Annotated in this window: 11 protein-coding genes; 5 read left to right on the forward strand and 6 right to left on the reverse strand. The window is 67.4% G+C overall.

Going from position 1 to position 11,184, the window contains the following annotated elements:
• Nucleotides 1–20: 20 nt before the first annotated feature.
• Together BIZ42_RS15705 and BIZ42_RS15710 are read left to right on the forward strand one after the other, a co-directional pair.
• Nucleotides 21–824 (forward strand): CoA pyrophosphatase, encoded by an 804-nt coding sequence (locus BIZ42_RS15705; protein ID WP_070426970.1) that lies wholly within the window; start codon nt 21–23, stop codon nt 822–824.
• Nucleotides 821–1,711 carry a sulfurtransferase gene (locus BIZ42_RS15710; RefSeq protein WP_070426971.1) on the forward strand — a complete coding sequence of 297 codons (891 nt, stop codon included), beginning with the start codon at nt 821–823 and terminating at the stop codon, nt 1,709–1,711. The genes BIZ42_RS15705 and BIZ42_RS15710 overlap by 4 nt, the downstream gene beginning before the upstream one ends.
• 67 nt (nt 1,712–1,778) lie before the next feature.
• Here BIZ42_RS15710 and BIZ42_RS15715 read toward each other — a convergent pair whose 3' ends face one another.
• Nucleotides 1,779–2,348, reverse strand: a complete 570-nt coding sequence (locus BIZ42_RS15715) for an N-acetylmuramoyl-L-alanine amidase (protein WP_070426972.1) — start codon at nt 2,346–2,348, stop codon at nt 1,779–1,781.
• Nucleotides 2,349–2,405: 57 nt separating this feature from the next.
• Here BIZ42_RS15715 and BIZ42_RS15720 point away from each other — a divergent pair, with 57 nt between their 5' ends.
• The 3 genes from BIZ42_RS15720 to BIZ42_RS15730 all read left to right on the forward strand — a co-directional run bounded on the left by BIZ42_RS15720 (nt 2,406) and on the right by BIZ42_RS15730 (nt 5,738).
• The gene (locus tag BIZ42_RS15720) at nt 2,406–2,933 is read left to right on the forward strand and encodes a hypothetical protein (RefSeq protein WP_070426973.1); all 528 of its coding nucleotides are present in this window, start codon (nt 2,406–2,408) and stop codon (nt 2,931–2,933) included.
• Between the two features lie 108 nt (nt 2,934–3,041).
• Complete coding sequence (gene rlmKL / locus BIZ42_RS15725) at nt 3,042–5,186, forward strand: bifunctional 23S rRNA (guanine(2069)-N(7))-methyltransferase RlmK/23S rRNA (guanine(2445)-N(2))-methyltransferase RlmL (RefSeq protein WP_070427569.1); 2,145 nt, start codon at nt 3,042–3,044, stop codon at nt 5,184–5,186.
• 15 nt (nt 5,187–5,201) lie between these two features.
• Nucleotides 5,202–5,738, forward strand: coding sequence for a GNAT family protein (locus BIZ42_RS15730; protein WP_070426974.1), 537 nt, complete (start codon nt 5,202–5,204; stop codon nt 5,736–5,738).
• Nucleotides 5,739–5,867: 129 nt separating this feature from the next.
• Here BIZ42_RS15730 and BIZ42_RS19370 read toward each other — a convergent pair whose 3' ends face one another.
• The 5 genes from BIZ42_RS19370 to BIZ42_RS15755 form a co-directional block, all read right to left on the reverse strand.
• A complete protein-coding gene (locus tag BIZ42_RS19370; RefSeq protein WP_237393519.1) occupies nt 5,868–6,317 on the reverse strand; it encodes a hypothetical protein in 450 nt (149 codons plus the stop codon).
• Nucleotides 6,318–6,356: 39 nt separating this feature from the next.
• Nucleotides 6,357–6,692, reverse strand: a complete 336-nt coding sequence (locus BIZ42_RS15740) for a DUF3325 domain-containing protein (protein WP_070426976.1) — start codon at nt 6,690–6,692, stop codon at nt 6,357–6,359.
• On the reverse strand, nt 6,689–8,335 hold the full coding sequence (locus BIZ42_RS15745; protein ID WP_070426977.1) for a PepSY-associated TM helix domain-containing protein: 1,647 nt from the start codon (nt 8,333–8,335) through the stop codon (nt 6,689–6,691). Before BIZ42_RS15745 ends, BIZ42_RS15740 begins: the two co-directional genes overlap by 4 nt.
• Nucleotides 8,332–8,691, reverse strand: a complete 360-nt coding sequence (locus BIZ42_RS15750) for a DUF3649 domain-containing protein (RefSeq protein WP_237393520.1) — start codon at nt 8,689–8,691, stop codon at nt 8,332–8,334. The genes BIZ42_RS15745 and BIZ42_RS15750 overlap by 4 nt, the downstream gene beginning before the upstream one ends.
• 83 nt (nt 8,692–8,774) lie before the next feature.
• Nucleotides 8,775–11,006 (reverse strand): TonB-dependent siderophore receptor, encoded by a 2,232-nt coding sequence (locus tag BIZ42_RS15755; protein WP_070426978.1) that lies wholly within the window; start codon nt 11,004–11,006, stop codon nt 8,775–8,777.
• Nucleotides 11,007–11,184 lie beyond the last annotated feature (178 nt).

The following is an 11,184-nucleotide window of genomic DNA, read 5'->3' on the forward strand; positions in this document are numbered from 1 at the left end:
ACTGTTGACCGGTGCAATCGATGGAAGAATCCCCGCATGCCGTGCCCACTCCCTGCATCGGAATCTGCGCGCTGGATCGCGCCGGTGTCTGCACGGGCTGCCTGCGCACCGTGGATGAAATCACCCGCTGGCGAACCATGAGCCGACCCGAACAGCATCACGTCATGCAGCACACGCTGCCCCTGCGCGAACAACTGCGGCAATCGCTGCGCGGTTCGCTGGCCGAACACGAGCGCCTGCTGCGCGCGCTGCATCCGCTGGACCGGCCGCCGTCCGGCGACGGCTGGAACCGCAGCGAACTGATCGATCTGTTACCGCCCGGCCCGCCCGTTGAAGCGGCCGTGCTGGCCGGCATCATTCCGCGCGAGGGCGGCGCGCAGGTGCTGCTGACCCGGCGCACCGACACGCTGCGCCATCACGGGGGCCAGGTCGGTTTTCCCGGTGGCCGCATGGAGCCGGAGGACCGCGATGCCGTCGCCGCCGCGATCCGCGAGAGTGACGAGGAAATCGCACTCAAGCACGATCAGGTGCAGGTGCTTGGGTATCTGGATCCGTTCGTGACGATTACCGGCTACCGGGTCATGCCGGTGGTGGCCGTGATCGATCCTGCCTTCGTGGCCGTGCCCGAACCGGGCGAGGTCGCGGAAGTGTTCGAAGTGCCGCTGTCCTACCTGATGGATCCGGCCAACCTGCACCACGTGGAGATCGACCACCGCGGTCGCATCCGCCACGTGCTCGAATACGGCTGGCCCGGGCAGCGGATCTGGGGTGCGACCGCCGCCATTCTCTACAACCTGCGTCGCCGCCTGGAGCAGACCGCATGACCACGCCATTGATCGATGTCACCGCCCTCGCACAGGCGTTGGACGACGGCGCCACGCGCCTTATGGATGCACGTGCGACGGCCAGTGCCGCCCCCACGCTTCGGGTAGTGGATGCGCGGTTCTCCTTGGCCGATCCGCAGTCCGGTGCGGCGTTGTATGCACAGGGCCATCTGCCCGGCGCGCTGTACGCCGATCTCAACCGGGACCTGTCCGATCCTGGCCGCACCGGCCATGGCCGTCATCCGCTGCCGGACAGCGATGCGTTCGCCGCGCGCCTGGGCGCGTGGGGCATCGGGCCGGAAACCGAGGTCGTGGTCTATGACGCCGGCGACGGCAGCATGGCGGCCGCGCGGTTGTGGTGGCTGCTGCGGCTGATCGGGCATGCACAGGTACGCGTTCTCGATGGCGGATTTGCGGCATGGCAGGCCGCCGGTCTGCCGGTCACCGCAGCGCTGCCGCAGGTGACGCCGTTGCCGCCGTACCCGGGGCAGTTCGACCGCCGCCAGATCGCCTCGGTGGAAGAGGTGCAGGCGCGTCTCAAGCACGCGCCGGGCTGGCTGATCGATGCGCGGGCGGGCGAGCGTTTCCGGGGCGAAGTGGAGCCCTTGGATCCGGTCGCCGGCCACGTGCCCGGCGCGGTGAATCGTCCGTTCGCGTTGAACGTGCATGAGGGACGGCTGCGCCCTGCGGAGGATCTGCGCGCCGCGCTGCAGCCGCTGATCGGCACGCACGCACCGGACGAGGTCGTGCTGATGTGCGGCTCCGGCGTCACCGCCTGCCACCTGCTGCTGGCGATGGACGCCGCGGGCCTGGAAGGTGCGCGGATCTATGCGGATTCGTGGAGTGGCTGGGTCAGCGACCCGTCGCGTCCCGTCGCCACCGGCTGATCACGGGCCACGATGACGGCCACGGCCAATGGCGCGGTAGGTGCCGACCGTTGGTCGGCACACCCTCTCAGCCACGCAGTTCCTGCAGCGGCACCGCCGCCAGCACGCGTGGCCACGGGAACATCGGACCCGGATCGCGCTTGCGCGGCACCCGCCGTTCCGGATCGTCGCTGGCCACTTCCTCGCGCGTATCCAGCCACTCATGCCCGGCGATATGGGCCAACGCGGGCAGCGTCCCGCACAGGTGTTGCAGCAGGTCGATCAGCGCCGCGATCTGCGCATCCGGGTAGGGCTCGTCCATCGCCTGGTGGCGGGAATCCCACCAATGTGGGTAGCGCCCGGTGTTGACCAGTTCGATCCCGATCGAGCGCGGGTTATAGCCACTGACCTGATGCGCGACGCGGTCCAATGACACGTACTGGACGATGCGCCCATCGCGGTCGATGTAATAGTGGCCACTGTTGCCGGTGCCGCTGTCATACAGCACGCGTTCGCCGTACTCGCGTGCCATCGCCAGGTCCGGCAGTTCGGTGCAGTGGATGACCACCAGATCGATCTCATCGTGCGTGCGGGGCAGCAGCCTGTCCTGGTAGGGTAGGGGCTGTGCATCGATGGCGGGCGGGGCGCGGTCGGGCATGCGGCGATGCTAGCATTCGGGCATGAACGCTCCTATCGATTCCCGCGCGGTGTGCGCATGAGCCGCGGCCACTGCATCCTCTCCCATGGCTTTGAAAGCGGCCCGGACGCCATCAAGGTGACCGCCCTGGCCGACGTCGCCGAGCGCCTGGGCTGGACCCACGAGCGCCCGGACTACACCGATCTGGACGCCCAGCGCGAGGTCAGCAGCCTGGGCGATGTGCGCGCCCGCCTGCAGCGCCTGGTCACCCTGGCCACCGCCCGTGTCGTGCAGGGCCCGGTGGTGCTGGCCGGCTCCAGCCTGGGTTCGTACATTTCGGCCATCGCCTCGCTGCAGGTGCCGGTCCAGGGCCTGTTCCTGATGGTGCCGCCCACCCGGATGGGGCCGATGCCGGCGCTGGATGCCGCCCGCGTGCCGACCAGCGTGGTCCACGCCTGGCACGACGAGCTGATCCCGCCGGCGGAGGTGATCGCCTGGGCCCAGGCCCGCTCGGCCCGCCTGCTGATGGTGGACGACGGCCACCGCCTGACCGATCACGTCGAGGCCTCGAGCCGGGCCTTCGAGGAACTGCTGGCCACGCTGTAACCGGGCGTTCCAGCCCGCCTCACGTACAATGGCCCCCCGGACACCCGTGCCCGGCTGCTTGCCGTGCCCGTGGGCACCCCCTCTCCGCTGACCTGCGATACCGATTCCGTGAAATTCTTTGTTTCCTGCGCCAAGGGCCTGGAGTATCTGCTCGCCGACGAACTGTTGGCGCTCGGCCTGGACAAGGCCACCGCCACCATTTCCGGCGTCAACGCCGAGGGCGAGCTGGCGCAGGCGCAGCGCGTGGTGCTGTGGTCGCGCCTGGCCAGCCGGGTGCTGTGGCCGCTGACCGAGTTCGACTGCCCCGACGAAGGCTCGCTCTACCAGGGCGTGTCGGCGATGGCGTGGGAGCAGCACATCAGCCCCGAGCTGACCCTGTCGGTGGACGCGCATGTGTCCGGCACCGAGATCACCCATGCGCGCTTCGCCGCGCAGCGGGTCAAGGACGGTGTGGTCGACAGCCTGCGGTCGCAGGGCCTGGAGCGGCCGTCGGTCAACACCGACTTCCCGGACGTGCGCATCAACCTGTCGCTGCGCAAGGGCCGGGCCACGATCTCGATCGACCTGGGCGGTGGCCCGATGCACCGCCGCGGCTGGCGCATGGCGCAGAACGATGCGCCGCTGAAAGAAAACCTGGCCGCCGCGGTGCTGCTGCGCGCCAACTGGCCGAAGATCCACAGCGAAGGCGGTGGCCTGCTCGACCCGATGTGCGGCAGCGGCACGCTGCTGATCGAAGGCGCGTTGATGGCCGCCGACGTGGCCCCGGGCCTGCAGCGCCACGGCAGCATTCCGCCGAGCCGCTGGCTGGGCTTCGACCGCGACGCCTGGAACAGCCTGATGGAAGAAGCGCGCGCCCGCGAAACCGCCGGCCGCAGCGCACTCAAGCAGGTGATCCACGGCAGCGACGTGGATCCGCACGCCATCCATGCGGCCAAGCAGAACGCCGAAACGGCCGGTGTGGGCCATGCCATCTGGTTCGGCGTGCGCGACATCACCGATGTGCAGGTTCCGCCGCAGGAGACCGGCTGCGTGGTCTGCAACCCGCCCTATGACGAGCGCCTGGCCGCCGACGCGGTGCTGTACCGCCAACTCGGCGACGCGCTCAAGCGCGCGGTGCCGCAGTGGCGCGCCAGCCTGTTGTGCGGCAGCGCCGACCTGGCCTTCGCCACCGGCCTGCGCGCCAACAAGAAGTACCAGCTGTTCAACGGCGCCATCGAGTGCGCGCTGATCGTCTGCGACCCGATCGCGGTACCGCAGCGCGAGAACACCGGCCAGCCGCGCGAGCTCAGCGAAGGCGCGCAGATGGTGGCCAACCGCCTGCGCAAGAACATCAAGAAGTTCAAGACGTGGCGGACGCGCGAGAGCATCACCTGCTACCGCGTTTACGATGCCGATCTGCCCGAGTACGCGGCCGCCATCGATGTCTATGAAGAAGACGGTGGTGCCCGCCGGACCTTCCTGCATGTGCAGGAATACGCGGCCCCGGCGACCATTCCGGATGTGGATGTGCGTCGCCGCCGCAACGAGCTGCTCTCGGCCGCGCGCGAGGTCTTCCAGGTGCCGGCCGAGCAGGTCGCGCTGAAGTCACGCGAGCGTGGCAAGGGCGGCAGCAAGTACGGTCGTTTCGAGCAGCGCGGCGAGTTCGTGCTGGTGCGCGAGAACGATGCGCTGCTGCGCGTGAACCTGTTCGATTATCTGGACACCGGCCTGTTCCTGGACCACCGTCCACTGCGCTGGCACATGGCGCAGGAAGCCCAGGGCAAGCGCTTCCTCAACCTGTTCTGCTACACCGGTGTCGCCTCGGTGCAGGCCGCCGTGGCCGGTGCCGCGACCACCACCAGCGTGGATCTGTCCGGTACGTACCTGCAGTGGTGCGCCGACAATCTCGCGTTGAACGGCAAGGGCGGCAGCCAGCACCAGCTGATCCAGGCCGATGCGCTGGCGTGGCTGGAAGCCGAACGTCACCGCTTCGACGTGATCTTCTGCGATCCGCCGACGTTCTCCAACTCCGCCCGCGCCGATGACTTTGATATCCAGCGCGAACACGTGCGCCTGCTGCGCGCGGCCGTGGCGCGCTTGAGCCCGGAAGGCGTGCTGTATTTCTCCAACAACTTCCGCCGCTTCAAGCTGGACGATGAAGCGATCAAGGAATTCGCGGAGTGCAAGGAGATTTCGCCCGAGACCATCGGGGCGGACTTCGAGCGCAACCCGCGCATCCACCGCGCGTGGGAACTGCGCCGCTACGGCGCCTGACGGGAACGGGCCGACATGGACGACAGTCAGCTCCACGCCGACGGGCTGCTGCTGCGACCGTTCGAGGATGCCGACGCCGCTGCGTTCGCAGCGGCGGTGCGTGAGTCGGCCGAGGGCATGCGGCGCTGGATGCCGTGGAGCTCGGTCGACTACCGCGTCGAGCAGGCGCTGCAATGGTTCCAGGCCTGCCGGGACGGCTGGGCGGCAGGGACGGCCTGCGAATACGGAATCTTCGACCAGGACACGGCCGCTTTCGTCGGCGGCGCGGGATTGAACAAGATCCAGCACGATCCCCGTTTCTGCAACCTGGGCTACTGGGTGCGGCAGTCGTGCCGTGGCCAGGGCGTGGCGCCCCGCGTCGTGCAGGCGCTGGCGGCCCAGGCGTTCGGGCCGCTGGGCCTGCATCGGGTGGAGATCGTCGTTGCGGTAGACAATCTCGCCAGCGAACGGGTGGCGGAGAAGGCCGGCGCGTCTCGCGAGGGCGTGGCACGCAACCGACTGGTCATCGACGGCCGTCCCGCCGACGCGCACATGTTTTCACTCGTTCCCTGACAAGCGATCGCGATGCGGCGACGCCCGTGAGGGTGCGGCGGGTGCGCCGCAGGGATCGATCTGAAGGTAGAGCCACGCCATGCGTGGCTGGGTCCCAGCGATGCGTTCTCACCTCCCGCAAGCACCGCGTTACACCACCAGCAATTGCCCTGGTGCATGACCCACCGGCCAATGTCCGCGCTCGTACCAGTCAATCACGCGCTGCCAGTGGGGCGGCAGGCCGAGGTGACGTTCGAGGATCCAGTGGCGATAGCCGTACATCGCAGCATTGCGTGCGACGATATGGAAGTCGTGTGGCGCTACCCGCAGGCTGTCGTGTGCATGGGCGGACAGGGCGCGCATCAAGGCGCGATTGAGCTGTCGGCGTGGTTGCAGCAGCTCGACGGGCGTCGCCTGCGGACCATGAAATGGATCCACGTCTTCCAGCGAAGATGGCATCCAGTCGAAGGCACCGTCCTCGATGACTTCTATCGCCTCGGCCAAGGACAATGCGACGCAAACACCCTCTGTTAACGGTATCGGCTGGCCCATGCGCGAGAAATAGGACGTATCCGCGATCCTTTGCAAGTGTCCTGCCATCTCCATCCTTTGATGCTAGCACAGCCGATATGCGCTCCCTCAGCGCGCGACCACCGCCACCACCAGTCCCACCAGCGGCAACACCCACGCCAACGGGGCGATCCAGCGTGGCCGGAACGGGTACAGGCCGAAGGCGATCAGCATGCCGCTGACCGTCATCGCACCCAGCCACAGCACCGGACCGGCGGCCCAGCCGTGGTCCCATACGCACAGCGCGAACGACAGCGTCAGCAGCGCCCAGCCCAGCCAACGCCACAGCCGCATGCGTGCCGGGCTGGCCGGCGCCTTGCCGTGCAGGTCCAGCTGGTGCTTGTCCATGGCCAGCGACAGCGCGGTAAAGGCCGAGAAGCTCACGGTGAGGGCCAGCAGCATCATGCGTTGGCCTCCACGTTCGCGCTCTCCTGCGCCTTGGCTGCTGCCACCGCAGCGGCCTGCCGCTTCTTCTTCTCCGCCGCGCTCAGCGCCGGCTGCCAACGCTGCATGCGCAGCGCGCAGTAGGCCAGCACCGCACCGAAGGCCAGCATCATCAGGTCGAACCCGGCCAGCACCCAGTCGCCGGTGCGCAGGGTCACGCCCAGGTGTGCGTGGGTGGTGAGGGCATTGATCACCGGGATCAACAGGAACATCGCCGCGCCCAGATAGAGCTGCCATGCCCACATCAGCCGCTTGGGCCAGATGAAGGCCGCCAGCAGGGCCGCAGCCCAGGCGTAGAAGAACACGTTCACTTCGGTATCGGCGCGCTCGGCCATCTGCACCGGCAGCAGCCGGTTGCCCCAGAAGTAGGCGGCGAAGGCGATCGGCAGGCCGGCGACCGCGCCGATGTTGAGTGCGTCCACCAGGCGCAGGCCGAAGCCGATCTTTCCGCTCTTGGCATGCTTGGGCCGTTCCTTGACCGCCCACAGCACCACGCCGCTGGCCACCATCAGGCAGCCGATCAGGCCGGACACGAAGAACAACGCACGCAGTCCCCAGTCGGCAAAGCGGGCCAGGTGCAGGCCGTACATCACCCCGCGGGTCTGGGTGGCGCCACCGGACAGCGGGCTGGCCTCGATCAGCGCGCCGCTCACCGCGTCATAGCGCAACGACGGCGTATCCACCGACAGCCGCTTGCCATCACGCTGGTACACATCGATCACCGCATTGGCCCCACCCGGGTGGTACAGGGTGAAGCCGCTCACCTGGGCGCCCTTCCACTCGGCGCGCGCGGCATCCAGCAACTGCTGGATGGGCAGTGCGGTGGCCGTGCCTTCGGTCGGTGTGTCGATATCGGCCAGACGCGCGAAGGCCTCGCTGAAGAACGCTTCCTCATCCTTGGGATAGGCCACGCTCACGCCCCACGGCAGGTACATGAACATCAACGTGACGATGCCGGTGTAGGTGATCATCGCGTGGTACGGCAGCGCCATCACCGCGCTGACGTTGTGGAAATCCAGCCACGACCGCAGGCCCTTTTCCGGGCGGAAGGTGAAGAAGTCCTTGAAGATCTTCTTGTGCGTGATCACGCCGGTGATGATCGCCACCAGCATGAACATCGCACAGAAGCCGACCAGGTAGCGGGCCCAGTAAACGGGGATGTAGTGCAGGTCGAAATGCAGGCGGTAGAAGAAGTCACCGCCGCGGGTTTCGCGCGCGGCGATCTCTTCGCCGGTGTTCGGATCGACGGTGGCATCGCCGAAGCGGCCTCCGCCGCGCCGGCGGCGCTCGCCTTCCACCGGCGGCTTGACCATCGATTCGGGGTTGCGCCAGAACATGCGCATCGCCGGGTTGCGCGGGTCGGGCAGGGTGACATTCCAGCTCTCGGCCTGCGGCGCCTTGTGCTGCAGGAAGGTGAGAGCACGCTCGGCGGCCACATCGGCACTCACGCTGCTGCGCGGCAGCTCCGGGCGCATCCAGCGGCTGATTTCCTCGCGGTAATAGCTGGCCGTGCCGGCCATGAAAATCAGCAGCAGCAGCCAGCCGACCAGCAGGCCGGTCCAGGTGTGCAGCCAGGCCATCGACTGGCGGAATCCGTTCTTCATGCGGCCCCCTGCAGCAGGCGGGTGCCGAGCCAGAACAGCGCCGTCGGGATCAGGATGCCGACCCACGCGCGCAGCGCGGTACGGGTAGCGAACGCCCACAGTGCCGCGCAGGCGCACAGCACGATCGCCACCAGCATGCCGGTCAGCACCGCTTGCCCGCGCGCGATCGGCAGCGCGACCGCAAAGAACATCGAGCAGGTCGCGGCCAGCGCGTAGCCGCCGAAGATCGCGGCGAGCGAACGTGACAGGACACCCAGCCAGGGGCGGGCGAAGAAGGAACCAAGACGGTTGAACCTGGCGCTGGCGTGCGGCGTGCTGTCCACGGAAACCTGCTGATCGATCGGGGAAACGGGCATCACCGGCCGCAGCCGGTGATGAATGATAGTGGCCATCCCTGGCCGTGTTCACTGCGCGTCGCAGTGGTCCCTTGGAGCCGGTGTCAGAGCTTCCAGCGCAGGTTCAACATCACGTTGCGCGGTTCGCCCCAGTACACGCCGTTGTAGAAACCGACGTTGCTGTAGTACTTCTTGTCGAGCAGGTTGTTGACGTTGAGCTGCGCGGAGAAATTGTCATTGAAGCGGTAGCCGGCGAACACATTCACCAGGTAGAACGCATCCTGGGTGATGAACGCCGATTCGGTGCGGCCACTGGTCGCGTAATCGGCACGCGGCTTGGTGCTGGCGCGGTAGATACGACTCTGCCAGGTCACGCCGCCCCCCAGCGAGAGGCGGTTCCACTCACCACTCGGGCGCCAGCTGGTGTTGAGCCGGAAGGTGTCCACCGGGTTGGTGGTGTTCTGCGCCACGCCCGCCTGGTTGCGGATGGTGGTGTGCGCGAAACCGGCCGAGACGTTCCAGTTCTCGGTCAGGCTGCCCTGGGCTTCCAGTTCCCAGCCCTTGACCTTGTTGCCCTTGCCGGTGGAACGGTAGGCGCTGCTGCCATCGGGCAGCGAGGCGGCCGGTACCGAATCATCGAGCTCGGCGACATTGTCCTTCTCGCCCTTGAACACCGCGGCGGAGGTGTTCAGGCGGCCACCGAAGAATTCACCCTTCAGGCCGGCCTCCCACATGTCCCCGACCACCGGCTCCAGGTAATCGTTGTTCCTGTCGCGGTAGTCCTGCGGCTGGAAGATGTCGGTGTAGCTGGCGTAGGCACTGAACTGCCTGCTGAAATCGTAGACCAGGCCGACGTACGGGGTCAGCGAATCGTCCGGCTTGTAGCCGCCGCGGGTGGTACCGGTGCGGTTGCCGGCCGCATCGTTGGTATAGCGCCAGCTGCGGGTCTCCCAGCTGCCATAGCGCGCGCCGAGCACGGCCAGCAACGGATCGGCCAGCTGCAGGCGGGCGGCCACGTAGGCGGCCTTCTGCGTCAGCTCGTTCTCCGAGGCCAGCCAGTCATGCCGGGTGAGCGGCAACGGGGCAACGTCGCCGGTCCAGGTGCGCCAGTCCGGTACCACGTCGTAGCCCGGCGGCTGCACGAACTCCGAGGCAGGCGATTCGCCCTTGCGAACGGACTGGCCGACGCCGAACACCAGTTCATGCTCGCGGCCGAACAGCTGGAACGGGCCGCTGGCGTTGAGGTCGAACACGTTCATTTCGCTGCGTTCGGCGAAATGCGAAAGGTAGGCGCGCACACCGGTACCATCCGGCGCGGGATAGCCCTGCGCGCCGTACCAGACGTCGCCATCGGTGTTGCGCTTGGCCTGGGTCGCGCTGGCCTTGAGCGACCAGCCGTTGCCGAGCTGCTGCTCCAGGCGCATGAAGGTGGTCTTTTCCACGATCGGCCAGCTGCTCCAGCTTGCCGACAGGTTGGTCGAGCGCGGCAGGTTGGCCGGCTTTCCGTCCGGGCCCCAGTACGGCACCACGCCCCAGGTCACGCCCTTGGTTTCCGGCGACTGGTAGTCATAGCCGACTTCGAACAGGGTGCTGTCGGTCAGGTCGGCCTGGACGATGCCGTAAAACACGTCCTTGTCGAGACGGTACACATCGCGGAAGGAATCGCTCTGCTGCTTGGCGGCGACAAAACGCGCACGCACGCGGCCGTCCAGCGCGACCGGGCCGCCGATGTCCGCTTCCAGGCGCTGGTTGCCCCAGCGGCCCAGGGTCAGGCCGGCGCTCATCGCCATCTCCTGGGTCGGGCGCTTGCGAACCATGTTGATGGTGCCCGACGGATCACCGGCACCGGTGGTGAGGCCGGTCGCGCCGCGGACCACTTCGATGCGCTCGTAGATCGCGCTGTCGGTGTTGGTCTTGAGCGAGCCACCAAACGTGTTGAGCATCCCGTCGATCTGGAAATTGGTGATGCTGTAGCCACGCGAGATGTAGTTGATGCGCTCCGAATCGGTGACCGATACATGCACGCCGGTGACCTGGCCCATCACGTCGGACAGCGCGTACAGGCCCATGTCGTCCAGGCGCTGGCGGGTCAGCACGGTGACCGACTGCGGGGTGTGGCGCAGCGACAGGTTCAACTTGGTGGCGGTGCTGGCCTGCTTGACCGTGTAGGAATTGGGAATCTCGCCGTCGGCGGTCACCTTGATCGTGTCCAGCGTGGTCGCATCATTCGGCCCGGCCTCGGCGAAGGCGGGCAGTGCAGGCCCGGCGAGGGCAGCAACCAGCGCGATGGCCAACAACGATGGCCGGGACAACGGTGACGCGGACGAACGGGACATGGCAACACTTCCAGTGTGAGAAAACGGCAGCACGCACAGCGACGCTGCCAGAGGCGGCAGGGCAGGCAGGGCAGCGGATCAGGGGGTGTACACGGGGCGTTGCGCGGGGAGGGCGTGATGCTTCCGGGCGCCGGTTGGCTAGGCGTACAGCCGATCAGTGAATGATAGTCATTATCAT

Origin of the sequence: Stenotrophomonas sp. LM091, from assembly GCF_001806305.1 — a bacterium.
Taxonomy (GTDB): domain Bacteria; phylum Pseudomonadota; class Gammaproteobacteria; order Xanthomonadales; family Xanthomonadaceae; genus Stenotrophomonas; species Stenotrophomonas bentonitica_A.